This window comes from Lactonifactor longoviformis, assembly GCF_042848515.1.
Taxonomy (GTDB): Bacteria; Bacillota; Clostridia; order Lachnospirales; family Lachnospiraceae; genus Lactonifactor; species Lactonifactor longoviformis.
Map to the genome: position 1 here is coordinate 3,221,284 of NZ_AP031453.1, position 25,064 is coordinate 3,246,347.

At 48.6% G+C, this 25,064-nt stretch carries 19 protein-coding genes and 1 riboswitch; of the genes, 3 read left to right on the forward strand and 16 right to left on the reverse strand.

From position 1 onward, the window contains the following. From ACGHCT_RS14730 to ACGHCT_RS14745, 4 genes are all read right to left on the reverse strand, one after another. A complete protein-coding gene (locus ACGHCT_RS14730; protein ID WP_072852238.1) occupies window positions 1–738 on the reverse strand; it encodes a thiamine pyrophosphate-dependent enzyme in 738 nt (245 codons plus the stop codon). Continuing rightward, window positions 738–1,796 carry a 3-methyl-2-oxobutanoate dehydrogenase subunit VorB gene (gene vorB, locus ACGHCT_RS14735; protein ID WP_390436565.1) on the reverse strand — a complete coding sequence of 353 codons (1,059 nt, stop codon included), beginning with the start codon at window positions 1,794–1,796 and terminating at the stop codon, window positions 738–740. Before vorB ends, ACGHCT_RS14730 begins: the two co-directional genes overlap by 1 nt. A gap of 18 nt (window positions 1,797–1,814) precedes the next feature. Next, window positions 1,815–2,009 (reverse strand): 4Fe-4S binding protein, encoded by a 195-nt coding sequence (locus ACGHCT_RS14740; protein ID WP_242946768.1) that lies wholly within the window; start codon window positions 2,007–2,009, stop codon window positions 1,815–1,817. A 305-nt stretch (window positions 2,010–2,314) separates the two neighbouring features. Further along, a complete protein-coding gene (locus ACGHCT_RS14745) occupies window positions 2,315–2,488 on the reverse strand; it encodes a hypothetical protein (protein WP_167594275.1) in 174 nt (57 codons plus the stop codon). A gap of 137 nt (window positions 2,489–2,625) precedes the next feature. Here ACGHCT_RS14745 and ACGHCT_RS14750 point away from each other — a divergent pair, with 137 nt between their 5' ends. Beyond that, window positions 2,626–3,198, forward strand: coding sequence for a nitroreductase family protein (locus ACGHCT_RS14750; protein ID WP_390436567.1), 573 nt, complete (start codon window positions 2,626–2,628; stop codon window positions 3,196–3,198). A 767-nt stretch (window positions 3,199–3,965) separates the two neighbouring features. Here the strand turns inward: ACGHCT_RS14750 and ACGHCT_RS14755 are convergent. Genes ACGHCT_RS14755 through ACGHCT_RS14765 form a run of 3 tightly spaced genes read right to left on the reverse strand, consistent with a single transcriptional unit; the run spans window position 3,966 to window position 10,172 of the window. Beyond that, entirely contained in the window at window positions 3,966–6,494 is a 2,529-nt protein-coding gene (locus ACGHCT_RS14755) for an FAD-dependent oxidoreductase (protein ID WP_390436569.1), read from the reverse strand. A gap of 49 nt (window positions 6,495–6,543) precedes the next feature. Beyond that, on the reverse strand, window positions 6,544–7,587 hold the full coding sequence (locus ACGHCT_RS14760; RefSeq protein ID WP_072852268.1) for a ribonucleotide-diphosphate reductase subunit beta: 1,044 nt from the start codon (window positions 7,585–7,587) through the stop codon (window positions 6,544–6,546). Window positions 7,588–7,628: 41 nt separating this feature from the next. Next, window positions 7,629–10,172 carry a ribonucleoside-diphosphate reductase subunit alpha gene (locus tag ACGHCT_RS14765; RefSeq protein WP_072852266.1) on the reverse strand — a complete coding sequence of 848 codons (2,544 nt, stop codon included), beginning with the start codon at window positions 10,170–10,172 and terminating at the stop codon, window positions 7,629–7,631. Between the two features lie 181 nt (window positions 10,173–10,353). Between ACGHCT_RS14765 and ACGHCT_RS14770 the strand changes: the two genes are divergently transcribed. Beyond that, window positions 10,354–10,893, forward strand: a complete 540-nt coding sequence (locus ACGHCT_RS14770; RefSeq protein WP_390436571.1) for a PD-(D/E)XK nuclease superfamily protein — start codon at window positions 10,354–10,356, stop codon at window positions 10,891–10,893. Window positions 10,894–10,971: 78 nt separating this feature from the next. On the opposite strand, the gene ACGHCT_RS14775 is transcribed toward ACGHCT_RS14770, so the two are convergent. From ACGHCT_RS14775 to ACGHCT_RS14805, 7 genes are all read right to left on the reverse strand, one after another. Beyond that, a complete protein-coding gene (locus ACGHCT_RS14775; protein ID WP_390436572.1) occupies window positions 10,972–16,437 on the reverse strand; it encodes a hypothetical protein in 5,466 nt (1,821 codons plus the stop codon). A gap of 46 nt (window positions 16,438–16,483) precedes the next feature. Next, window positions 16,484–17,224 carry a hypothetical protein gene (locus ACGHCT_RS14780; RefSeq protein WP_390436574.1) on the reverse strand — a complete coding sequence of 247 codons (741 nt, stop codon included), beginning with the start codon at window positions 17,222–17,224 and terminating at the stop codon, window positions 16,484–16,486. A gap of 18 nt (window positions 17,225–17,242) precedes the next feature. Next, window positions 17,243–17,788, reverse strand: coding sequence for a hypothetical protein (locus tag ACGHCT_RS14785; protein ID WP_072854268.1), 546 nt, complete (start codon window positions 17,786–17,788; stop codon window positions 17,243–17,245). A gap of 33 nt (window positions 17,789–17,821) precedes the next feature. Next, a complete protein-coding gene (locus tag ACGHCT_RS14790) occupies window positions 17,822–19,381 on the reverse strand; it encodes a hypothetical protein (protein WP_390436575.1) in 1,560 nt (519 codons plus the stop codon). A gap of 129 nt (window positions 19,382–19,510) precedes the next feature. Continuing rightward, a complete protein-coding gene (locus ACGHCT_RS14795; RefSeq protein ID WP_390436577.1) occupies window positions 19,511–20,122 on the reverse strand; it encodes a hypothetical protein in 612 nt (203 codons plus the stop codon). Window positions 20,123–20,298: 176 nt separating this feature from the next. Further along, window positions 20,299–20,922, reverse strand: a complete 624-nt coding sequence (locus tag ACGHCT_RS14800) for a signal peptidase I (protein ID WP_390436579.1) — start codon at window positions 20,920–20,922, stop codon at window positions 20,299–20,301. 104 nt (window positions 20,923–21,026) lie between these two features. Next, window positions 21,027–21,359, reverse strand: coding sequence for an HU family DNA-binding protein (locus tag ACGHCT_RS14805; RefSeq protein ID WP_084068111.1), 333 nt, complete (start codon window positions 21,357–21,359; stop codon window positions 21,027–21,029). Window positions 21,360–21,459: 100 nt separating this feature from the next. After that, a riboswitch (cyclic di-GMP riboswitch) is annotated at window positions 21,460–21,552 on the reverse strand. A 316-nt stretch (window positions 21,553–21,868) separates the two neighbouring features. On the opposite strand from ACGHCT_RS14805, the gene ACGHCT_RS14810 reads away from it, so the two are divergent. Further along, window positions 21,869–23,368 carry a hypothetical protein gene (locus tag ACGHCT_RS14810; RefSeq protein WP_072854271.1) on the forward strand — a complete coding sequence of 500 codons (1,500 nt, stop codon included), beginning with the start codon at window positions 21,869–21,871 and terminating at the stop codon, window positions 23,366–23,368. On the opposite strand, the gene ACGHCT_RS14815 is transcribed toward ACGHCT_RS14810, so the two are convergent. Continuing rightward, on the reverse strand, window positions 23,365–23,958 hold the full coding sequence (locus ACGHCT_RS14815) for a recombinase family protein (protein ID WP_072854272.1): 594 nt from the start codon (window positions 23,956–23,958) through the stop codon (window positions 23,365–23,367). The two genes, ACGHCT_RS14810 and ACGHCT_RS14815, sit on opposite strands and share 4 nt — an antisense overlap. 112 nt (window positions 23,959–24,070) lie before the next feature. Further along, on the reverse strand, window positions 24,071–25,060 hold the full coding sequence (locus ACGHCT_RS14820) for a sugar phosphate isomerase/epimerase (RefSeq protein ID WP_072854273.1): 990 nt from the start codon (window positions 25,058–25,060) through the stop codon (window positions 24,071–24,073). Between the last annotated feature and the right edge of the window lie 4 nt (window positions 25,061–25,064).

Genomic DNA, 25,064 nt, shown 5'->3' on the forward strand with positions numbered 1-25,064 from the left:
TCAGACTCCCTCCTTTTTGACCAGTTCCCCCGGTGTGTAGTAGGGGATTACTTCCTGTTCGATTCTTTCCATGGATGCCAGAGGACTCAGGTGCCAGTTGGTGGGGCAGGGAGCCAGAACCTCCACCATAGAGAATCCCTCTTTGTCCACCTGTGCCTGGATTGCCTTTTTGATATAGCTCTTCGTCTTTTTAATGGATGCCGGATTATGTACGGAGCCCCTGGCTACATAGGCAACCGGCAGCACGGCAATCATCTCCGACAGCTTTACAGGCATTCCTGTAAGACTGGTATCTCTCCCTCTGGGTGAGGTGGCCGTCACTTGATGGGGAAGGGTGGTAGGCGCCATCTGCCCCCCTGTCATTCCGTATACACCGTTATTGACAAATATCGTTGTAATCTTCTCATTCCGGGCGGCTGCATGGATGATTTCGGCACAGCCGATGGAAGCGATATCTCCGTCCCCCTGGTACGTCAGAACCAGATTATCCGGCCGCATCCTCTTGATCCCTGTTGCTGTGGCGGGCGCTCTCCCGTGGGGAGCCTGAATCTTATCTACCTCTACGTAATCTCCCATGATACAGGAGCACCCTACTGCCAGAGATATGATTGTCTTTTTCTCCAGACCCATCTCTTCCAGCACCTCGGCGATGAGACGGTTGATAATGCCGTGCCCGCAGCCTGCACAGTATCCGGATGTTCCCTTGATACAGTCCGGCCCTTTATATTCCTTTCCCATCAGAACACCTCCTCTAATTTTCCGTCCAGAATCTCTCTGGCCATAGTCAGAATCCTCTGTTCCTTCGGCGGAACCATTCCGGCCGTATAAACATGTACCGGCGCTTTGCCCTTCACGGCAAGAGCCACGTCTTCTACCATCTGGCCGATGGCGCTCATCTCCACCGAGAGGAATGCCTGTGCGGTATCTCTCACCGGCCGGAATGCCTGGAAGGGGAACGGCCACAGAGTCACCGGCCGGATCAGGCCCAGACGGATCCCCTGTGCCCTTCCCATTTTAACCGCACGCTTACAGATTCTGGCTGATGTGCCGTAGGCAACCAGTATGATGTCTGCATCCTCCGTCTCTATAGATTCCCACCTTTGTTCTCTGTCTTCGATCTGTTTATATTTTTTCCTCAGCCCCTCGTCATAGGCCGGCCCGCCGTAGGCATCTGTAATCAGGAACCGGTATTCACCTTCTCCTTTTCCTTTCAGTGCCCAGGGCTTATCCGGATCCACCGGCTGCATTTCGGGCAGCTCTACGCCTTCCATCATCTGTCCCAGGGCTCCGTCTGTGAGAAGAATCACCGGAGTTAAATACTCTTCTGCCTTCTCAAATGCCAGTGTCATCAGATCCACACATTCCTGAAGGGTGTGCGGCGCATACACAGGCAGACGGTAATCTCCGTGACCTCCCCCTTTGGTGGCCTGAAAGTAATCTCCCTGTCCCGGACAGATAAGGCCCAGGCCGCTTCCATAACGGCACACATCCACAATCACTCCCGGCAGATCCTGGGACGCCATATAGGAAATCCCTTCCTGCTTCAGACTGAATCCCGGTCCGGACGAAGCCGTAATCACGCGATAGCCGGTGCTTGCCGCCCCATACAGCATAGAGATCGCCGAGACCTCTGATTCTGCCTGCACAAACTGTCCCCCAACTTCCGGCAGGCGCCCCGACAGATATTCCATTAGCTCTGTCTGGGGTGTTATCGGATACCCGCAGTATAATCTGCATCCGGCTCTCACGGCAGCCTCTGCCAGAGCCTCATTTCCTTTCATCAATACCTTTCCCAATACTTTTAACCTCCTCCGTTAACTGATCGTAAATACCAAATCCGGACAAACCGTATAGCAGGTTCCGCATCCGACACATTTCTCCAGGTCTACACTTATGTACTCGATCCCCTGGCTGTTTCTTTCGCCGGACAGGGAAACGGCATCCTTGGGACATGCCTTGATACAGTACTGGCATCCCTTGCACCTTTCCTTCTCCACCTTGACTGCCAACCCCATATTCCTCCTTTCCTTTAACTGGTTTAATTGGTTTACTGGTCCAACCAGTTTTGATTTGCCTTCACTATATCACCAGTCCTTGAACCTGTCAATTTTATTTTGATACTTTTCAGGATTTTATTAGATTTTAATGAATTTAGCAGAATATTTTTGTTTATATTTTTATAGCTTTTCATTATTGATTATTTTTTTCACATATTTTAGGTTTTTTCTCCTTTTTGTTAAATAAATATCTCTCCTATGCATTAAAACAGCCAATGGAAGAACTTTTTTGTTCTTTCATTGGCTGTCCCGGAGATTTAGAATATATTCTCCACATAATGTCTCATTTCATTTCTGCTTTTTATCTGTTTTGCCCCGTCTATAATATTTTCCTGCTCTTCCTTGTTCATAGCAGAGAAACGCACAAGCGCGTCTGAATGCATAGCCAGTTCCATGGTAAAGCCGATGGGCAGTTCTTCATTATCTATCATACTATCACCTCACATGGATAGTATTTGTGCAATCGGGCCGGTTTATTCTCCCGTTATCTTTCCAATTTTTCTATGTTCATTGACAAAGATTTAACTTTATCTTATGCTGAACAAATAAAAAAGAAGGAGGATATTCTATGTTCAAAGATTTAGTAAAACAAAACAGGAGCTTCCGCGGGTACGATCCCACCAGAAAAATAACAGAGGAAGAGCTGCTGGATCTGGTGGACTGCGCCCGATACACCCCGGCCAGTGTAAACATTCAGCCTCTGAAATATTATCTGGCATACCAGGAAGACACCGCAGCCCGGATCCATCCCCTTGTAAAATGGGCCGCCGCACTCCCTCACCTCACGCTCCCCCATCCCGGCAAAGAGCCTGCCGCCTACCTAGTCATCTGCCAGGATACCAGGATTCACGCCTCTCTGACCTTGTTCCAGAAAGATGTGGGGATCGCTGCACAGACAATACTTCTCGCTGCAGCTGAAAAAGGCCTGGGCGGATGCATGATCGGCAACTTCAGCCCCGAAAAACTGTCCGCCGCCCTGAATCTCCCGGAATCTCTCATTCCTATGCTTGTAGTTGCCCTTGGCAAACCTGACGAAAAAATCATCCTTACCGAGGTAACCGATGGGAATACAAAGTATTATAGGGATGATAATGATGTGCATTATGTGCCGAAGAGGAAGTTAGAGGATATTGTTTTGTGATTTGGAGTTTGACTGTTAAAATCGGGATTGTCGCAGACGGACGATGAGAGGGAGATTGTGTGGGGCTGGCCGTTGGAGGGAGGACTGTGTTCCGGGGACACCTCCGTCGCGAAGAGAGTCTAAGACAAAACCAGAATCCCCTCCGGAGCACCGTTCGTATGGTCAAAGAATGCTTTAGATGCATTCTCTGCCCATTCTCACTTTTTTTCGGCCTGGACTGCCGAAAAAATCTCCTGCGGGGATTCTGGTTTTGTCTTAGACTCTCTAATCACTCCTGCGGAATCGTCCTCGGAACACAGTCCTCCCTCCAACGGCCAGCCCCACACAATCTCCTTCTCATCTGTTTGCTCAGAAAAAATCTCAGATTTTGCATTCACAAAATGGATATAGGATAAGTGATGAAAAAAGTTGCAGCTTTTAACATACGACTTTACCCTCCCACTTTCTATGGATATAAAGTGAGCCTATGTCAGGATATGGAAGGGGGCCGGAGGGGAGGGCACTGGCACAGGGGGACCCAGGGGATGGGGCAGGTCAGGGAGGTTAAGCGGAGCGAGCCGAAGATCCAGGCCGCCAGCTGATTGGTGAGGAAGGCTCTCCTGACGAACCTAGCAGCTGGCAGGACTGAGCTGAGGGGAGCAAAGCCTCGAGCTGACCTGCCCCATCCTTTGGGGTGCCAGTGCCTTCCCCTCCGGCCAGCCCTTCCATATCCGTCCGTCTTAAACCTGCTCTTTCTATATCCAGCGCGCTTTATAATCCCAAACCAATCACTTAAACATCTCTTTATACGTCAGGCTCTTTTCCATAGCCTGTGTTACCTGTGCCATCTTTGAGGTGTCTCCAATTAGGATTGCCCCTGCCAGCCGGTTATTTACAAAGTAGTATTTCTCGTAGGTATTCTTCCACTCATCCGCCAGCTCTGCCTTTTTATATTTTGTCTCCGGCTTCTTGCCCGGATCGCCGATGGCATACAGGGAAGTATTCATTCCATGAAAGCTCAAGGCTGCAGGCACGGTCTCATATACAAGGCTGTCCCCGGCAGCATTTGCGCCTGCTACCTTACCCATCTCCAGGGCCTGGGGCCAGATGGCATAATTGATTCCCTGGTACTGGGCACAGTCGCCGCAGGCATAGATATCCTCTTCACTTGTCTCCATTTTCTCGTTTACCACCACAGAGCGGTCGATTTTGATTCCGGCTTTATCCGCAACCGCGGTATTTGCCCGGACTCCTGCGGAGATAATCACAAGTTCTGCGGGAATCACCTCCCCGTCGTCCATGCGTACCCCTGCTGCGCTGGTCTCCCCCTCAACCGCACTGATTTTGGCATTCAGGCGGATCTGGATGCCCTGTTCTTCCGCTATTTTTTTCAGAAGGGCGCTGGCTCCGTCATCCAGCTGACGGCCCATAAGCTGGCTTCCTGCTTCTAAAACGGTGACCTGGCATTTGGATTTGCTGATCTCCCAGGCAGCTTCCAGTCCCAGAACACCCCCTCCGATGACAACTGCGTGCTTTATCTTAGGCAGAAGGCTTCCTACCTCCACCGCATCGGTAAGCCTGCGGATGGCGATTACCCCTTCTTTTTCTGTGCCCGGTATTGGCGGTACAAAGCATTCAGACCCCAGGGCATAGATGCATTTATCATATTGCAGGCGCATGCCGTCGGTAAATTCCACTTCTTTTTCCTTTGTGTTAATCTTTGAGACGGTTCTTCCCAGCACATTTATTATATTCTTCTCCTGATACCAGCTCTCCTCATGGATCGCAAGCTGGGAGGGCTGAAAAGCGGCCAGGATGGATTTTGTAAGCATAGGGCGGTTATAGCTGAGAACTTCCTCATTGGAAACCATAACAATGGAGCATGTGGCGTTTCGCTCCCGGATCGCAGCCGCAGCGCTGACGCCTGCGGCGCCGTTGCCCAAGATCAGGAATTTTTCGCTCGTATCCCTGCGGAAATTGTTCTCCTCCTCCTCAACCGGCACAAAGTTTTCCTTTCCCACGCCGCATACCGGGCAAATCTGCAGACTCTCGTCAAAAATTTCCCCGCATACCAGACATTTTACCAGACCGCGTTTTGCGGATTTCGTTCTGGGATTCTCTTTGTTTTGAAGGATACATCCAAAATTGTATCCATATTCATAGGCTTCAATCAAGTCATTTTTGCCGGATTTAAAGCGTACCTTCAGTCCGTCAACTACTTTCATCCGCAGCTGGCGAAGCCGCTCCAGAATATGTTCCACGCCTTCTCCGCTCCACCCGTAGCTGCCAAAGGCGCTGGCCAGCTTTTTGCCGTGAATCCTGGGGAACATAGAGGTGGTGAGATCCCAGATAGGCTTCAGGGCCTCCCCCACAATCGTAGGCGTTCCGAACAGTACGCCGTCCGCATACCCCAGTTCCTCCATAACCTTCGCCGGATCTGCTTCTACCATGTCATACATGCGCACAGCAACCTCCCCGCTGTCCTGTATGCCCCGGGCTATCTCTTCTGCCATCTCTTTGGTGTATCCGTAAGCACTTACATAAGGAATAATGACGGTTTTTTCCGTGTTCGGATTTGTCTCTTTGCTCCACTCGTCACTCCAACCGATGATTTCTTTGACTCTGCAGTCAATCACCGGGCCGTGGCCTGTACAGATCATACTCACCGGAAGATCTTCAATCCTTTTCAGTGCTTTTCGCATATATGGCTTAAAGGGTCCTATAATGTTGTCAAAGTAATACTTTGCCGCTCTTTTATACCCTTCCTCATCTGTCACTTCACTGAGAAGGATTCCGTCAAAGCTGTAGTGGCTGCCGAAGGAGTCACAGGTAAAAAGCACCTGCTCTTCTTCCAGATAGGTATACATGGTATCCGGCCAGTGGAGATTGGGAAGGATCATAAACCGCAGGTTTTTGTCTCCCAGAGACAGTACATCATTTTCCTTCACCGCAATACTGTAAAAGTCCCGGTTTACAATATTCTTCAGGAATCCCAGCGCCGCCGCGGTTCCCACAATTTTAATATTGGGGTTCAGTTCTATCAGCTTCTCCACACTCCCCGCATGGTCAGGTTCTGTATGGTTGACAATAATATAATCAATTTTGCGCAGATCAATAAGGCTTTCCAGCTTCTTTACGTAAGAATCAAAAAATTTATATTTGGCTGTCTCAATAAGGGCTGTCTTTTTGCTGCCTTTTATCAGGTAAGAATTGTAAGTAGTGCCGAATTCGGTCTCCATGATAATGTCAAATACCCTCAGCTCAGTGTCGCAAATCCCTGTCCAGTACAGGTTCTTTTTAAGTTCTGTCGGTTTCATAGCAAATCCTCTCTTTCTAATTTTTACGGAAGAAAACAAGCCTCATCAATTACAAATCATCCACCAATGCGCTGCTTTTTGCATAGGCTGTGCTCCGTGCCTCAAAAAAGTCAGTCTTTATCATATTGGCATTGCTGTATTGGCTTACCCATCCCATACTGGAGGGTTCTTCTTCTCTACCCTCATATAATACTGCGAATCCCAGGCTTTGGCAACGGAGGTTTCCCAGATACTGGATATATTCCGTTATCATTTCCCGGGTAAGTCCCGGCACGTCATCTCCTATGGCATAATGGCCCCAGCGGATCTCCTGTTCACAGCCCTGACGGATCATATCCCGGTAGACCGCGTTTTTTTCCTCTGTAAAAAGCTCCGGTTCTTCCTCCTTCAGTTCCAGGAGGATACTGCGGAAAAGCCACAGATGTGTGTTCTCATCCCGGTTGATGTACCGGATCTCCTGGGCAGAGCCCGGCATCTTATGGTTCCGCCCCAGATTATAGAAAAACATAAATCCGCTGTAGAAATAGATGCCTTCCAGGATATAGTTTGCCACCAGTGTCTTTACAAAGGTAAAGGGACTTTTATCTCTCTGAAATTCATTATACAAGTTTCCGATAAAAGTATTCCTCTCTAACAGATATTCGTCATTCTTCCATTGGTACAGAACTTCATTTCTGGTCTGGGGCTCGCAGATACTGTCCAGCATATAGCTGTAGCTCTGACTGTGGACTGCCTCCTGGAAGGTCTGGATAGAGAGGCACAGGTTGATTTCATTGGCCGTAATATATTCCCCTACCGCAGGAAGATTTGCTGTCTGTATGCTGTCCAGGAATACGAGAAACGATAAGATCTTATCATAGGCTCTTCTCTCTCCCTCCGCCAGCTGCACGTAGTCCTTCACATCCGTCCCCAGGTTAATCTCTTCCGGGATCCAAAAATTATTCATAGCCTGGCGGTACCAGTCACTGACCCATGTATATTTCATATTATTAAAATCATTCAGGTTTGTTGTATTTCCGTTAATCATGCGGCGTTTTCTTACATCAATGTCTCCCTGAGGGTTAAACAGGGGTTTCTTTTTCAGCTGTTCCATACTATTCTCCTCTTCCATTGCTTCCTGATTCACCTGCTCCCTCAGCTGGAGCATACCTCACACTCTTCTATCTCCAGGCTTTTTGAGCGGATATAATACAGCGTTTTCACCTTGCACTCCCAGGCCAGAATATACAGACGCAGCACCTGGCTGTAAGTATAATCATTAGTAATGTATAGATTCATGCTCTGGGCCTGGTCAATGTGCCGCTGGCGCACGCCCCCCGCCCTCACAGACCACTCCTGGTTAATATGATGGGCATTTTTATAAAACCAGAAGGTGGAGAGATCCAGCTCCGGTGCTACCCGGGGCATAAGGCCATTCTTCTTCTCCTCAAGAAAATAGCGGTTCATCACCGGATCTACCCCCGCAGTTGTACCCGCAATGACACTTGTACTGCTGGTGGGCGCCACTGCCAGAAGATAGCCATTGCGCAGTCCGTCCGCCTTTACGCGGTTTTTCAGGGTCTCCCAGCGGCTGCTGTCATATCCCCGCTTTTCAAAATAAGCACCTGTCTGCCAGTCACTTCCCTCAAAATATTCGTAACAGCCTTTTTCTGCCGCATTTTCCCAGCTGGCTGTGACAGCCGCATAATTGATCTCTTCAAATACCTGATCCGCCAGCTCCAGATGTTCTTTTGACTCCCACAGAACCCCCTGTTTGGCCAGCATATGATGATAGCCGCTGACGCCAAGGCCAATGGGACGGTATCTTTTGTTGTTTACCTCTGCATAGGGGACAGGAAAGAAATTCAGATCGATTACATTATCCAATGCCCGCACCGCACTTCTTGTGATCTCCATAATCTCTTTTGGGTTCTTCACATCGATCTTTCCAAGAGAAAGGCTTGCCAGGTTACAGACCACAAAATCTCCGGGTTTTGTCACTGTCACAACAACGGTTTCTCCGTCTATGGTCTCCACCCTCTGATCCACCTGAGAAATCCCGCTCATATTCTGAGCGATTTCTGTGCAGAGATTGCTGCAGTAAATAACTCCTTTGTGGCCGTTTGGATTTGCCCGGTTCACCAGATCCCTGTTAAACGTAAAAGGAGTGCCTGTCTCCACCCCGCTCTTTATAATCAGCCGGACAATATCCTTGATGGGGATAATCCGCTTATGAATTCTGTGATCCTCCACACAGTCCAGGTATTTTTCCGTCCATTCTTCCCCCCACGTATCTTCCAGGGCATACCCTTTGACTGTCTGTACTTCGTGGGGACACATAAGATACCAGTCTCCCTCCAGATTATCCCTGGCCTGCTCCCAGAAATAGTCGGGATAGCATACCGCCGGGAAGACATCATGGGCCTTCATTCTGTCATCCCCGTTGTTTGTCCGAAGTGCCAGAAATTCAGGGAGATCTTTGTGCCACACATCCAGATATACAGCCACCGCTCCCTGGCGGACCCCCAGCTGATCTACCGCCACCGCCGTGTCGTTGGCCAGCTTGATCCATCGGATAACACCTCCTGCCGCACCTTTAAACCCGCGGATGCTGCTTCCCGCTGCCCGCACCTTTCCAAAGTACAGCCCCATACCGCCCCCAAACTTACTCACCTGGGCGAAATTATCTATGCTTCTGTATATTCCGGTAAGGCTGTCCGGCACCGTATCTATAAAACAGGAAGAGAGCTGATGGTATGGCTTTCTGGCATTGGAAAGAGTGGGTGTTGCCATAGTGACCTTCAGGGTACTCAGCATATCGTAGAAGCGCTTCACCCATCCATCCCTGTCTTTTGTTTCCAGCATAGCCAGATGCATGGCAATCCCCAAAAACATCTCCTGGGGCGTTTCCAGCAGAATCTGCTGCCGGTTCCGAATCACATACCTGCCCAGCAGCAGCTCAAGGCCGGAATAGTTCAGCAGATAATTCCGTTCTTCCTGCAGATAGGTTTCATAGAAAAGCAGCTCTTCCCTGGAGTAATGCTCCAGTATATAGCTCCCATATAATTCCTCTTCTGTCAGATACTTCACCTTTTCATAAAAATTCGTAATTTGGTACTGCTTCATATTCTTTTTTAACTGCTTATCAAACTGCAGCATATAGAGTCTTCCGGCGATAAACTCCCATTTTGGAGCTTCCTGGGTAGTCAGCTCCACTGCCGCCTGGGTGAGAATTCTAAGCCTTTCCTTCCCATTCATGCTCTGTTTAAAAAAAGAGGTAAATTTAATCAGCAGATGCTCCAGATCATAGGGTGTGTCCGGATATTCTGACTGAACAGCCTTCAGGGTTCTGTCTATCTCCTCCCTTTCCGTCTCTGTCTCTGCAAAATAGGCGGCGATATTCTGTCTGGCTTTTCTCTTTCTGCTTCTCTCCTCCCGATAAAGGATGTAGCTTTTCAGTACTTCATAATAATTTCTCTCAGTCAGTGTCTTCTCCACCTGATCCTGGACCAGTTCTACATGAAGGGTTTCCCCCTCCCGGACCAGCTTCTGGATCCTGGCCTCCACAGCCTCTGTGAGATCCCGCAGTGTATCCTTATCCGGCTCCTGTCCCACGCTTCGGAATGCCAGACGTACTGCGTGTTCTATCTTTTCCCACTGATAGGGTTCTGCCTGCCCGTTTCGTTTCAAAATTTCCATAGTATGTGACCCTTTCTTTCTCACTATCAGTTTTTCCTGAATTCCCTGTATTATCCTGGATCATTCTTGATTATTATAGTCCACTTTACTATGGTTTGACAAGAGGTATCTTCTGTCTTACCAGTAGATTTTTGTTCCGCAGATTGGTATAATAGACAAAACACACTGAGGGAGGAAAACTATGTCCAGAATACCTAACATCCACGGAGGCGGGGCCAGAACCAATGCCAACGGCCTTCTCTTTGAACAGACAACTTCACTGAATGAGGCCCTGGAAAACAGAGGCTATCAAGTGATCGACTGCAGCATTTATCGAAAAGACGGCTTTATGCTCCAGCAGCCCATCGGCATGTCCGTGGCCAAAACCAAGCTCTATACCCAATTTCTGGAACCCAGAGGGATCGACTACAGATACTATAATTCTAAACGGTGGCTTCCAGACGAAGCATTCATTAATTATAACAACGCAACCGTCTATATTATAGAGAAAAAATTTCAGAGTTCCCCGGGGTCTGTGGATGAAAAGCTGCCCAACTGCCATTTTAAGAAATGGGAATATCAAAAGCTTTTCAAGCCTCTGAATATGTGGGTGGAGTATGTCTATCTGCTGAATAACTGGTTTCGGGCAGATCAGTATAAAGACACTTTGGATTATATAGAACTGATGGGATGTCATTACTTTTTTAATGAGATTCCCCTGAATGTTTTAGGATTGAATTAGAGAAAGGGTAAAAACGGCGCCCGGACCTGCGGTCCGAACACCGTTTTTTATTTGGTTACTCACTTGTTTCCTTTTGGGCTATTCTACTATTATATTATAGGGTACAGACTGTTCCCCGAATCCAAACCACAGCCGGTAGGTTCCGGCAGCAGCCGATGCCGGCACTGTTACATCAATTGTTTCTGTACCTGAGGTATTTGTGATAGATTGGCCCCCGCTGTACTGCCATTTCTCAGCCGGCTGATAGACTCCGTTTTCTTTTTTCTGTACCGTCAGTGTAACTGCATGCTCCCCCTCACCAGTAACAGAATAGTCAGCGGCAAAGGTAAGCTGTGTCCCTGCTTTCACAATGCGGCTTTCACTCTCCAATGTAATCAGGATCGCTTGCTCTGGGTTCTCCGTCACATTACAGCTGCAGGAAGCTGACCAGGTTTTTAATGCCTCGCCGGCACTTTGGCCTATGGGATAAATCTCTGCCTTAAAGGTAAGATTTCCGGCCGCAAGACCGGCTGAATTCAAAGTATTCATAACCAAATCATGAGATCCGGGTGTTCCCAGGGGCACATACACTTTTCCGCCGCTGGGATAATATTCCTCCCCCTGGTACTCAAATACCACACCCTCCGGAAGGCTTCCGTTCTCAGGATAGAATACTGCTGCCGCTCCGTCCATCAGGTTGGTGTCTGTATTCGGTGAAATATTCAGATGGAACGTATATTCTCCTCTGGAAAGCCCTCCGTCAGCGGACAGGCTTACCGCAGCTTCCTCATTGTACACAGTAAAGTCTGCGCCTGCAGAGTCTGCACTCGTATCACTCCGTAACCGCAGGCTGTAATCATCGTTAGAGACACCTTCCGCCTTACCAAAATCCATGATTACTGTCAGCACGGTATCTTTAGAAATGTTGCCTGCGAGCTTAGTGCTCTCCCACATCTGTGTAAACTGTGACAGGCTGACTTTATCGGCAGCTTCCTCCCCCGTTATCTGATAACTGTAAAAACGGCCGGCCAAAATTACTGTGAGCCTGGTTTCCGCATACAGCACAGCCGTTCCCGATTCTCCTCTCCGAAGTTCCAGCCACAGATTAGAGACATTCTCGTCACCGCTCAGTGTAAATGCCGCAGTAACCGCACTTTTCTGAGAAATTCTGGGTGTATTCTGTGCAGACATCTTATTATACTGTCTTCCAGGGACTGTCTTAACCTCAGACACAATAGAATCTTTCCAGTGGATTTTAAGTAAAACCTGAAACTCACCGCTGTTTTCGTCTGAAAACGTCAGGGTCACCTCATCCGATTCTGCTTTTGCTGGAAAGCCCGGCGCATTCTGCAGAGTAAACTCAATAGAAGCCTGGTAACGGCTGTCCGTGGTACCTATGGCTACAGGAGATGAAGTGAATGCCTTTAAGTCATATGCCTCTGTCAACAACCCTGCGGTATTCCATCCCTGTGATTTCACAGGCAGCATGGACACGGCAAAGTTATTCTTCTCCAGCTGCCCGTCACCTGTCACAAAAGAAGAGGGAGCAGTAACTTTTGTCAGCTTCAGATTCCGGCTGGCACCGGACGGAATGATCATCCTGCCGGTATAGCTGCCGCGCTGAGAAGCATATAGTTCCACCGTCTGATCTGCAAGAGCCTTCGCTTTTGTAACGATCTCCACATTCATATTCAGCACTGACCCATCATTTCGCATCAGCTCGATCACCACCGTACCCAGCGTCTTGCTGACTGCAATATCCTGATTTTTATATGTCAGAGTAAAATCTATGTAGGGTGTCCCCCCCGCTGTCACAGACGCTGTCTTCTGGCCGATGATGGAATTTTTCCCGTCCGCCGCGGCTGTTGCTCTGGAAATCACCTTGCCGGGTGCACCGTCCGCATCGGAAAATCCGCTTCCCATTTTCATAAACAGACCAAAGGCACTGTCACCTTGTATCTTTTGCTTTTCTTGTTCCAGAATTATCTCTTCTGTATTAGAAGAGTTCTCTGCTGCTGTCACCCAGCGGTCTGCCTCTGCTCCTTTTTTCGCCGCATCCGCCAGGACAAGATTTGTTTCTGTGGGAATCGTGATGCTTTGGATCATATAAGAAGAACCTGCCGCTGCCGGCGGGAGTTCTATGGTTCCCTCCGCCACAGAATATCCGTCGCTTCCAAAGCCGCTGTCTCCCTCTGCCAGAGTTTGTGCTGTGAGCACCATATGGCGGGACGCCGCAGCAGACTCTTTTCCCTGTATCCTCCAGTAACGGTATTGAGTCCCTACATTCGTATACTCCAGTTCCTTTTCCTTATTCTCAGGATCCACAAAACCTCCGTCCGTCTTATGCTGTGAATCCGTCTTCACACGGGCATAGGCATAAGCATCCGCCTTATCATCTGCCAGCAAATAGGTATAACCGGATACTTCCCCGTAAATCTCTTCCCCGGATACTTCCTTTTCATTGGCGGAAGCAATACGGAAAACTGTACCAGTGTCAAAAACAACTGTGTTGGGACAAGTTTCCAGCTGACCCATTGCCACGCTATTCCCATCCTCATCCACGCTTTTGTAATTTGCTGTTTCATTCACCGCTGATTCTAACACCAGTGTACTGCCTCCCTGGAGTACCAGACTATTTCCAAGCGTTCCCAGACTGCTGCTATTCCCATGGTTTCCGATACGGTTCAGAGAATACAGGGCTGTCTGGTTGGAATTCGCCACATCAGACTGTCCAGTCAGCTTCACATGAGAATTCGTCAGAATTACCCGGTCTGCCCTCTGAATAGCAGCCAGTGTACGGGTGGTTCCCTTCACAATTCCTGTTTCATCTCTAACCGGACTGCCGTAGTTTTTCAGAGTCACCAGGCGGGTGGCTCCTGCGTCACAGGAAGCCCCGCTCCCGAACACTCCTCCCGCAATGACCATGTCAGAACCATTGCCGGATACCCCTGTATTATAGCCAGTTCCGTCAATATAGACATGGGAAGTGCCGTTAACTGTTATTGTAGTATAATCTACCGTGTCCCCTCCGCCGTAATCCCCGCCGGCATAGACAGAGCCTTCCACCGCCAAAGCCGCCGGGGACAGGCTGGGCTTCTCTTCCTGGTGGTTTGCATAGTAAGCACATTCGTTGGGTGCATCCGCACCGATATGCAGATGCGTAGATCCGTTGACAGTCCCCCGGTAGCCGCCCCCGAACACATTGCCGCTCACGGTGCCCCCGGCCAGATTCACAAAGATCAAATCTTTTAAATCTGCAGATGACTCACCATCCACAGGTTTCGGACCGTCATCGCTCAGTTCACTGCCTCCGTAAAGATTGCCGCGTATCCATCCTCCGGTCATATTCACCGTGGAGCCCCCGTATACCAAACGCTCTCCGGGCGTGCCCAGGGCGCCTCCGTACAGAGAGCCCTCCACAATGCCCCCGCCCAGTTGCACTTCGGTTTTTCCTTCATGTAAACCATTTTCCCCGCCGCCATAGACATTTCCTTTGACAGTGCCTCCGCCCATATATACAATACTTTTACCCTTAACGATACCATTTTCTCCGCCGCCGTAGACATTGTTTTCAATACTGCCGCCTTCTATCCTTATCTCCACGGAAGAATCTGCCTCCACACGGGCGCAGCTTTCGTATCCGGGCTGTTTCAGCCCTTTGCCCCCGCCATAGACATTTCCTTTCACAATGCTGCTGTCTTGTACGGTTATGACAGCACTGCCGCTTAAAAATGCATTCTCTGTTCCATAATTCTGGTCCACATATCCCTCTCCGCTGGCATAAATACTGCCATTTATCACGGCATTGCCTCCAACAGTGATGTTGGCCGTTCCGGTCATACTGCCGAACATCCCCGGCGGAGTCTGTTCCGAGAATTTGATGTTCTCGTTCTCTGCTACACTGTTGTCCCCGCCTTTCCCAGCGGCAAAAATATTATTGATACTGCCGCCAGTCACGGATATGTTAACCTCAGACTTTTGATTATCTTTACTGAGCACATAAGCTGCAGAACCTGCCCCATAGATATTTCCTATCGAACCACCCGTCACATCAATCTTCATGCTGCCGCAATACGTTGGGATACTTACCGCTCTGCCGCTGCCCGCACCTAAAATGGTTGAAACGGTCCCGCCGGAAATAGTAATCGATGTATCCCCCTCATAAGGGGATAATATATTGCTGAATCCCTGATTTCCCCCGATTAAAGTGCCCACGTAGCCGCCTTCAACAGAAATCGCCACATCAGCCCCGGTTACCGCGCCGCTGGCACTCCCTGCAACAACCGTTGACACATTGGCCGTTCCCCCCACCGTAATATCAGCTTTAAGGCCTGATGTATTAATACTGGAGTTATTTCTCACATACCCCACGATTCTTGTGGTTGTACCGCTGTAGACAGAAATTTTCCCTACCGAATTCCCTACCAATCCATGCTGCCCTGAACCGTATAAATAGAATCCCAGGGCGTAATCATCAGGCTCTTTTGTGGCATTTACAACATTCTTGCCTATGGTTATGTCATGTCCATTGCCATAGATATGATTTATATTTTTTATTATAATGTTCTCAAAGCAAACCCCATCATACAAATATAACTGCAGCTCCGCCTTATCCTGCCCCTTTTCGTATGGACCCTTCAATACGCAGTCGCCTGTGTTTCCTGCAATTGTGACAGGGATGGGATTCTCATTTAAAAAGTCCCTGCTCTGCAGTTCATAAGTCCCTATAATAATAATTTTATTGTCGTCCACTGTGCTGCCGGCCCCTGCCTCCTGCAGCCCTGCGGCAGCTTTCTCAATGGTTTGATAAGGGGCAGCTTCCGTCCCTGTCCCTGTCTCATCACTTCCTGTCTCCTGATTCACATACACTGTACCGGCTGCCTCTGCGGCATAAGTTTCCGGTGCTTCGGAAACCGCGGCTGCCTCCTCAGATGCAGGAAGTTCAGGCTCCGTCATATCATCCGGCAGCGCCTCCACAGATTCACTCTTCATAGAGTATCCGGCGGCCTGGGCTGCCTCAAAAAAGGAAAGATTATGCTCCGAAACATCCATAGTTCCGGATTGCCCCTCAGAAAAAATAGTCTCCGGATGCTCTATGGCCTGCTGCATAACGGTATCTGTCCCTGTGAATTCATTATGTATCTCCGTAAATGCAGGCGCGTCTTTCTGACTGCTGCCGGAAAATGCATAGTCTCCAAAACCGGATATACTTTCCGGAAGCGTCAGTACTCCCTTTAGGTTCCTCAGGCCGTAGCACAGATAAGAACCGATATAGGTAATTCCATCTTCTATCAGCAAAGTATGTATTTCCTCTGCATATGGCAGAAACGGGGCAGTCTCTGCACTGAAATCTGCAGTGTTTCCCTGCCCGCTGAGGGTCAGTATTCCGTCCTGGAGGACAGCTGACACATTTTCACCTACATCAACCGTCACAGGAGCACTGTCTTCTGCATAAGCCAGGATGGAATTCATATTAAGATAACTCAGTGCCAGACACAGTACCAGCAAAACTGCCAGGACACGGTACCATCTGTGCACACTAAATTTTTTCTGTTTTTTTTCCATGTCGCTCCTCCTATGAACAGGGCAAAACCACAGCTTCTCTTTTCCGCTATGGTTCTGTTGTTAAGACAATCTGATCCGCAAAACTGCCCTTTTGGGTTAAATCTTGTGTGGTATCTGCTTTTAAAAGCACCAGGGAATAAATTCCCTTCCCCTGACTCTTATACATGTAACCGCTGCTTCCCATTTCTACTCTGTCATTGGCCTCTTCCGGTATAACCTGATTCGGAAGTGTCAGTGGGATCTCTTTTCTGTCATCCGTACAGGTTATGGTAAGTACTGCTGCTGCATTACCCGCAGCATCTTCTACTGTGTACTGATTCCCCAGGGCCAGTTTAAAAACCGCGGAGAGTGACTCTTCATATGGTGCGGCTGTTGCCGTAACTGATAGTTCCTTTGCATCAGGATCAGGAGAAACAGAAACAATAGCTTTCTCTTCTTTCCCTCCCGGCAGACTTCCGCTCCCAGAGACAGCTGTACCGCCAGTTACTTCCACACGGTATGTTATTGTCCCGGGCGTTACTCTCTTCGCATCCGCTGCATTTGAAAGTGTAACTGTAATCTCTTTTGTCTGGGGGTCCACATAATAACAGGCGTTCTCCTCTTTTTCTCTCAGGAGATCACTGGTAAAGTAAAAGTTATCTGCCTCAGCGGTTCCCTTCCCCTCCTGCCGGGTGATGTAACGTGCCACTGTAATTCCAACGAAGGAGAGCAAAACTGCAGCCGTGAGAATAACCAGGGCCGGAAGCCAGCGGCGTTTGTCCTTATTCTCTATATGTAAAAATTTCATACCTGTGCCTCCTGTCCATTAGTTCGTCTTAGGTTTTACCTGCTTTGCATCTACCGTCAGAGTGATCCGATCAAATTCATCCGCATAGCTGCCGTCCGCCTGGGCTGCCGGCCAGCTTACGGTCAATGTATAAGTGTGAACAGCCGCAGCACCGTGAGGCAGCCTTCCCCCGGTCCACACATAAGATAAGTCTTGAACTGACGGAGGAGATTCCACGCTTTTTCCATTGCTGACGGCTTCCTTTTCTGCCAGTTCATAGGTCAAAGGCAGGTTTCCTGTGGAAGTAACGGTAACTGAATATTCCTGTGCTACTTCGCTCACCGAAGCGTCTTTTTGGTTTGTGACGGAAAACAAAATCTCTCTCTTCTCCCCTGGCACCATTTCCTTCAGTGCGCTGCTCAGGTCAATGGAACTGTTGAGTGCCACATCGGCAGTACTGGCAGCAGCCGCACCGGCAACTTCCGTCCGGTAACGGGCATAAGTGATTCCCAGCACTGCAGTACAGACCAGTATAAAACAGAAAAGATAACAGATTATCCGCTTTTTTGTCAGATACTTCTTCATTTGGCCCCCTTCTTTCTTTTATGATATATTCCCTCAGTCTTTTCCCTCCGCATGAATATTGAGCAGCAGAACATAGGCACTGCCCCGGCTGCCCGCTGCAGTATCTGACTCATCATTGCCGCTCTCAAAGGGCCACTCCCAGTCCAATTGATAGACGGCTTGGGCACCGGCCGCAAGTACTGTCTCCAGAGCCGCTCCTTCTCCCGAAGTTCCCAGAGAGACGAAAGTTCCTCCCTTTTGTCCCTGAGGATGCAGAGTGAATTTTAGGGGAAGGTGAGGACTGCCGGAGCTTTCCGCAATATTCAGAGTAACCGTAAGCTTTTCCTTCCTTGCATTTTTCAGGCGGAAGACATAATAGCCGCTGGATCCTGGTGCTATCTTTTCAATCTCACCTGTCTCATGGTTATAAAAAAGATTAATAGAAGCATTCTGCTCCCACTCTTTAAAACTGCCGTCCTTATCCTGCCTGGAGGTCTGAAGTTTCCCTTGGTCGGGAACTACAGTTGTACTGCTGTTTCCCCCTCCCGGATTATTGGTATTTGACGAATCCGAAGTTCCGGGCTGTGTGCCGGTATTTCTGTCCGGGGAGTCAGACGTTCCAGACTGGCTGGGTGTTGTCACCTGTCCGTTTCCGGATACCGGAGGAGTATCTGCAGTACCTGGAGTCTGGGGTTTCACCTGACCTTGAGGACTGCCCCCAATGGGCACTACCGTCTCATCTTTTATGAGTACACCGGTATTTCCCGGAGTTATATTTGACCCATCCGGAGTTGTGATTCTGCCGCCCGGCTCAATCACTGTGCCGTCGGGGAGGTTTATCGTTCCGTCAGAAGAAACCTTGATATCCCCTGCGGTAGTATCCCGATTGAGCAGTACCGTGTCATCTGTCTGTATGATATAGGTCGTGTCATCCTTGGATCCTCCCGGAAACACAATGCTGCCGTCCGGCAGACATACGTTCCCCCTGGGAGTCACAATCACACCGTCTTTTACAGAGGCACTCCCTGCAGGCGTAACCACCCTGCCATCCCGTGTGGCATAAGAAATATTCTCAGAGTTAATATAAATATCCTCTCCATCCAGCTCAATTAGAATCTCCAGCATACGGATATCCAGAGAAAGCTGAATCACATATGCTCCGTTATCCTGAAGTTCAATGGATGCCTCCCCGGCATCGCTGTACTGAATTTGCAGCTCCCGCTGTGCCGCTGCTGTCCCATCCGGGTTAAGGACAAATATGGTATGATTTCCTTCTGTTATATTGGGAAAGAGAAAACTCCCGTCAGACCCTGACACTGTGGCAACGGGATCGCTGTGAAGTTCCAAATTACGCCCGGAAACAGGGGTTCCATCGGAATACAGCACCTGACCGGAAAGATGAAAGACGGTCTGAGAAGAAGGCTCCTCCGGCGTCAGAAGAATGGTATCTATAATCTGTCCCAGGGAAGCCGGGCCTGCATTCCGTCCCAGTATAAAACCTACCACGCAGGAAGTAATAAGTGCGATAAAAAGCAGCAGAAAAAGAGCCGGCATCCAACGCCGTCTATTCTGTCCGCTGTCTTTATTTATAAGTAAGCTGTCCTGTTGTTCCATATTCTTTCCTCCTTATGAGAAAGGTCGGTATTTCAGCCCTTGGCAAAACATACGGCTGGCCCGTATCCTTTGCCGGGGGCTGAAAGCCCCCGGTACTGCCGCCCCGGCACAGAGAGACGGGGAGAAAGTTTAAGGAGCTGGAGTTGCTTCTATGGGTTTAGCCTGTGTACCCGTTGCAGTAATGTTCAGGGTCCAGTCATTATCTGCATAATTGTTATCATTGCTGTCTTTGGCGTCGCCTTCTCCAAAATCCCATGTCCATTTAACAGTAATCGTTTTTTTCATGCTATTGCTGTCTGCCGCATACTTTATAGTATTTGTAATGTCTGATCCCAGGGTGTAAGCGGTATCTTTTCCTGAATCATTAGTAGTAAAGGTGAGATCATCGGGAAGTGTTATTCCATCTGCTGCCGCAATCTTTAATTTGTAGTCCACACCAACCTCACTGCCGCTGCCATCAATTACAATATTAAAGCTTCCAGACGTACCGGGAGCAATCACACCATCCTTAATATTCTCTGCAGCGTAAGCAGTTCTGTTTGCCGTACTTCCCAGATCAATAGGATTTTCTGCTGTGCCTATACCATCAGCATTGAAACTCCAGGCTGCCACAGTAGCTTTTGCATTTCCGGTAACCTCCGTAACATATTTGGCCATGGTACCGCCCGTCAGGCAGGTAGTGACAAGTGTCAGCGCCAGTGCCAGGACGCCGAGACGTGATGCTTGAGATTTTCTTTTCATAACGTTATCCTCTCTTTCTGTCTTTGTAAGGGAACCCTGTCAGCTAAAAATCATTTGGCCCAGACACGGCTCCCGTGTGCCTGCGGCACTTTATCCCAGGCACACTTTCGCACCCGGTTCTGTATTGCCCTATCCCCTGCGCTGTGCCCGCAGGCTTAAGGCCAATGCATACAATATTAAGTTTCTATATCCGGCTTCTCTTTCCCGGCCCTGAGTGCGTTCAGCTCCGCCTCCAGTTCCTTGGTACGGGCATTCTCAGCCTTATCCAGCCGCCGCCGGTGCCAGATATCCCAGAGGAAGAAAAGCAGCAGCGGGCAGACAATAAAAAGAATCATGCCAGTGGTTGACTGCATAAACAGGATAAAATTACCCAATCCCCCGATGCGTCCGCCTTTCCAGATCCCCTGGACCTGATCGGCAGTGACAGGCAGCTGATCCTCCGCATTATTGGCATCGCCCCGGGTTATAAACTGAAGTCTTCCGTCTTCTCCGGTGGTTATATCAGCAATCCGGTGGGTAATCGCCTTTCCCGAGGAAAGATAACAAATCACGTCATCCTTCTGCAATTTATTCGGGTCTGTTTTCCGTATAAATATCAAATCTCCTGCCTGTATGGTGGGTTCCATGGACCCGGACAGTACCACGGCGGGCTTAACGCCAAATACACCAGGTATTTCTTCCGGATTGGTATAACTGCTGACAATTAAAATTAGATTAATGATAATAACAGGTATAAAAATAATACACATTATAATACCGACCACACTGGACAGTGACGGATTTTTCCTTTTGTTTTTCAAAGATATCCCTCTTTTCCATATTTTTTAAGCAAAACAGCAAAATTCCCGTTATCCCTACAAGCAGTCTCCGCTTCTATGTCAAGAGGAGACGTCGGAACGGCCGTCTATACCGATTTTTTACCTTTGGTTGAGTATCCGCTGTCTCCGGCCATACGTTGTAAAGCCCCCAGACAGAGCGAACTCTCCAGTCTTTTTCCTGGTTTGAACTGCACAAAGCAATGCATCTTTTTAGGATTCCGGGGTGAATTGGGGTTTCTCGCCGGATTGTCATTCACTTTTGGAATGAAACGGCCTAATTCCGGCAGACATTCCATAGTCTCCCCCTGTCCCAGAACCTCAGTAAAAACTTCCACAAATGCCGTGTAAAACTGCTCTGTCTCGGCCAGGCTGTACCCTGAGCGCTCAGCAACTCTAAGTAGTATACTTTCTTTTTTCATATGGATAGCTTCCTTTCCTGTTTTCGTAAAGGGGATAACATCAGGTAAACCGAAAATCGATAAAAAAAAGAGCCTGCTCTGCAAAGCTGCTCTTACGTATTCAAACAACTGGCTGGCTTTCTTTCACCTACGGAAAAGAGAAACCCCTATAGCTTTGCGACACTGCCTTTCGACAGCTGTGCCAAATATGTACTTGTAATTTATGGTACACTTTTTATATCAATATAGTGTCAAGAAGATTGACACATTTTGACCGTCCTTGTGGGCGGTTTTTTGCTTTTTTCAAGTATACTTCTTATGTCACTAAAGGTGTACCTTTTGTTTCAAAGATAAGATACAGAATAACCCAAACGACACGCTCTGTATCTGTGACTTTAGAATACTTCTTTTCTCTGAAAAGAACAAGTCTTGCTCATGTTTTGGCAATGCCATTTTTATGTCACCAACCGTGACAGTTTATATTGCAAACATCCGTATCTTTTTGTATACTGATGAAAAGGAGAGATTCTATGCAGTTTTACGAAAAACTAATTTTTTTATTAAATCTAACGCAGGTTACAAACCGCACACTTGCCAGAGAGCTCAAGGTGGATCCCTCTCTCATCAGCAGACTCCGTACAGGCGCCAGGGGAGTTCCCAAAAACAAAGAGCATATAAAGGCTATGTCCTCTTTTTTTGCAAAGCGCTGTACTACGCAGTATCAAAAGCAGGCTCTCTCGGGGATGCTGGGAATCAAACAGGCTCTGACAATGAAAAAAGAATTGCTCACAGAGGTTCTTTACTATTGGTTATGCGGTGAAACAGATGAGGTAGGACGTTTTATAAGAACCTTTGAAACTCTGTCCATTGAGGATGGAGAAGCAGCCCCCATGCCAGAGACTGCTACCGCGAGGGCAGAAAGCAGGGCCTTTTATGGAAATGACGGAAAACGTGCCGCTGCACGTGCCGTATATCAGCATCTGCTCACTCTGAAAAAGCCTTATACCATTTACCTCTTTTCAGATGAAGATGACAGCTGGATTTCTGAAGATTTCGAATTTTCCGGCAGCCTGCAGAAATGGGGCCTTACGCTCTGTCACCGGGGATTCCGGTTTTGTCAGATAGCACCGCCCGCCTCTCAGGTTAATATGGCCTTTGATTCTCTTATTCGATGGCTGCCCATTTACCTGACAAGAAAAGTAACTACCTATGTTTATCCAAGACTCCGAGACAACGTCCACCGCTGCACGCTCCTCGTAGTGCCGGGGGAAATTGCCATGACCTCTGCATCCATAGCCCATCAGCAGTCGGGCGGCGCAACTCTAATTACCACGGACAAAAGACTGACGCATACACACGCATCCCGATTTCAGGATTACCTGTCTCTCTGCCGTCCTATGCAGAACATATATACCACCTCTGAGAAGCTGATGCAGTGCTTTTCCCGCTTCTTGTCCCTTGGCGCCGCTCGTATTCAAAAGGTGAGTTCTCTGTCGGCAGAGACAGCACCGCCGGAATTAATGGCTTACTGCATTGACCATATCGAGCAGCCGAATCTGAAAAAATTAGGCTCTATGTATCTTCAGGAGTTCCATCTGATCGAGGAGAATTGGAAGAAGCATGATTTTATTGATATCGCCTGTCTTGCCAGCGCAGAAGATGTCCGAAATGGGAAGGTTCCCATTATCCTGTCCTATGGGGAAGGCCCTCCTCTTTACTACACACCGGAAATTTATGTCATGCATCTCAGGAACATTCTCCGCATTTTAGAGAATTTTGAGAATTACCACTTTATACCCATAGATCCAAGAGTTGAAAAAGAGGGCACTCTTATGGTAAAAGATGGACAGCTGGCCCTCCTGGTCCGCACCTCACAGCCTTTGACCGTTTTTGAAATCTCACAGCCGGAGATCGTACAGCTCTGTCAGGAGCATTTGCTTAAAATTGCAGATCGCGCCGGCTATACCGGGGTGTTCAGGGCAAAGGTTAAGTCCCAGATCAAGGAGAGGATCCGGGAACTTCTGGCTTAACGCTGTCTGACCCACCGAAGAAACGTAGTGGATGAGATTCCCAGCTGCCCGGCCGCCTGCCGGGAAGTGATTTCCCCTGCCTGATACAACTTTTTCGCAGAGGAAAAGCCGGCCGGTGTTTTCATCGGCGGCCGGCCCATATGCACTCCCCGGGCTTTTGCGGCGGCAATCCCTTCTGCCTGCCGCTGCCGGATATTTTCTCTTTCTGTCTGAGCCACGTAACTTAAAAGCTGCAGCACAATGTCAGCAATCAGAACTCCCGTCAGATCCCGCCCCTGTCTGGTATCCAAAAGGGGCATATCCAGCACCACAATGGCAGCATGCTTCACCTTTGTAATGGTGCGCCACTGTTCTAAAATCTCATCATAATTTCTTCCCAGACGGTCAATGCTCTTTATAACCAGAACATCTCCTGTTTTTATCCTTCTCATTAACCGCTTATAGTTCGGCCGCTCAAAATCCTTCCCCGACTGCTTATCCATATAAATAGCAGAATCCGGCACTCCAAATTCTCTCATGGCAATCATCTGACGTTCTTCATTCTGCTCCTTTGTGGATACACGGACATACCCATAGGTTTTGCTCTGCATAACTTATCCTCCTGCAATTAATTATTTTACATTTAATTGTAAAGGATAAAACACTCCCCGGCTGATGGTAAATTTTTCCATTCAGCCGGGGAATATAATCTGCGTACCTTTTCTATTCCTGCTTCAGCGCCGCGTCAAACGCAATCTCAGAGGGCGAAAAATTCATCTTTTGTATGTATTGAAATGACTCCCTGGCGCCCTTTTCTCTTTCCATTCCGGAGTCCTCCCATTCTACGGAAAGGGGCCCCTCATATCCCATCTGGTTTAATTCCCGTATAATCCCGTCAAAGTCCACATTCCCATGTCCGACAGACACAAAGTTCCACCCTCTTCTGGTATCTCCGAATTCAAGGTGGGATCCCAGAATGCCGGCTCTGTCGTTCCTGTTCATCTTCACATCTTTTATGTGGACATGATAGATTCTCTCTCTGAAGTCTCTGAGGAATGTCAGCTCATTTACTCCCTGCCATACCAGATGGCTGGGATCATAATTAATCCCCAATGCCGGGCGATACCGGAATCTCTTCAGCAGTTCTTCTGTGGTATAGTAATCAAAGGCAATTTCCGTGGGATGTACTTCTAAAGCAAACCTAATCCCGTACTCGTCAAACACATCAAAGATAGGATTCCACAGCTCACACAGCTCCTCGTATCCCTGTTCTATCATTTTTCCGGTAGTCTGGGGATAGGAATACCACCAGGGCCACAGGGGAGATCCTGTAAATCCCGTGATAACCTTTACTCCCATTTTGGATGCCGCAATCACCGTCCGCTTCATTTCCTCCACTGCCCATTCCCGAATCTTCTCCGGCTGGCCGCGGAGTTCTCCCGGCGCAAAATTATCCAGCCTGGGATCCCATCTGTCCCCCACGCATTGACCTGTCAAATGCGCAGAGACAGCATAACAGTTCAAGTGATATTTCTCCAGGGTTTCCTTCACCCGGGGAATATAGTCTTCCGTCTCCAGTGCCTCCGTCACATTAAAATGTGCATGGGAAGCCAGTTCCAGGCCCTCGTATCCAATGGCAGAGGCCATACGGCACAAGGATTCCAAGTCCATATCTCCAAATTGCCCGGATGCTAATGTTATTGGTCTTTTCATTTTC

What these genes read in the sequence shown, in the direction of transcription:
- ACGHCT_RS14730 (WP_072852238.1), bottom strand. Translation starts at nt 738, where the DNA reads ATGGGAAAGGAATATAAAGGGCCGGACTGTATCAAGGGAACATCCGGA.
- ACGHCT_RS14745 (WP_167594275.1), bottom strand. Translation starts at nt 2,488, where the DNA reads ATGATAGATAATGAAGAACTGCCCATCGGCTTTACCATGGAACTGGCT.
- ACGHCT_RS14750 (WP_390436567.1), top strand. Translation starts at nt 2,626, where the DNA reads ATGTTCAAAGATTTAGTAAAACAAAACAGGAGCTTCCGCGGGTACGAT.
- ACGHCT_RS14755 (WP_390436569.1), bottom strand. Translation starts at nt 6,494, where the DNA reads ATGAAACCGACAGAACTTAAAAAGAACCTGTACTGGACAGGGATTTGC.
- ACGHCT_RS14760 (WP_072852268.1), bottom strand. Translation starts at nt 7,587, where the DNA reads ATGGAACAGCTGAAAAAGAAACCCCTGTTTAACCCTCAGGGAGACATT.
- ACGHCT_RS14765 (WP_072852266.1), bottom strand. Translation starts at nt 10,172, where the DNA reads ATGGAAATTTTGAAACGAAACGGGCAGGCAGAACCCTATCAGTGGGAA.
- ACGHCT_RS14770 (WP_390436571.1), top strand. Translation starts at nt 10,354, where the DNA reads ATGTCCAGAATACCTAACATCCACGGAGGCGGGGCCAGAACCAATGCC.
- ACGHCT_RS14775 (WP_390436572.1), bottom strand. Translation starts at nt 16,437, where the DNA reads ATGGAAAAAAAACAGAAAAAATTTAGTGTGCACAGATGGTACCGTGTC.
- ACGHCT_RS14780 (WP_390436574.1), bottom strand. Translation starts at nt 17,224, where the DNA reads ATGAAATTTTTACATATAGAGAATAAGGACAAACGCCGCTGGCTTCCG.
- ACGHCT_RS14785 (WP_072854268.1), bottom strand. Translation starts at nt 17,788, where the DNA reads ATGAAGAAGTATCTGACAAAAAAGCGGATAATCTGTTATCTTTTCTGT.
- ACGHCT_RS14790 (WP_390436575.1), bottom strand. Translation starts at nt 19,381, where the DNA reads ATGGAACAACAGGACAGCTTACTTATAAATAAAGACAGCGGACAGAAT.
- ACGHCT_RS14795 (WP_390436577.1), bottom strand. Translation starts at nt 20,122, where the DNA reads ATGAAAAGAAAATCTCAAGCATCACGTCTCGGCGTCCTGGCACTGGCG.
- ACGHCT_RS14805 (WP_084068111.1), bottom strand. Translation starts at nt 21,359, where the DNA reads ATGAAAAAAGAAAGTATACTACTTAGAGTTGCTGAGCGCTCAGGGTAC.
- ACGHCT_RS14810 (WP_072854271.1), top strand. Translation starts at nt 21,869, where the DNA reads ATGCAGTTTTACGAAAAACTAATTTTTTTATTAAATCTAACGCAGGTT.
- ACGHCT_RS14815 (WP_072854272.1), bottom strand. Translation starts at nt 23,958, where the DNA reads ATGCAGAGCAAAACCTATGGGTATGTCCGTGTATCCACAAAGGAGCAG.
- ACGHCT_RS14820 (WP_072854273.1), bottom strand. Translation starts at nt 25,060, where the DNA reads ATGAAAAGACCAATAACATTAGCATCCGGGCAATTTGGAGATATGGAC.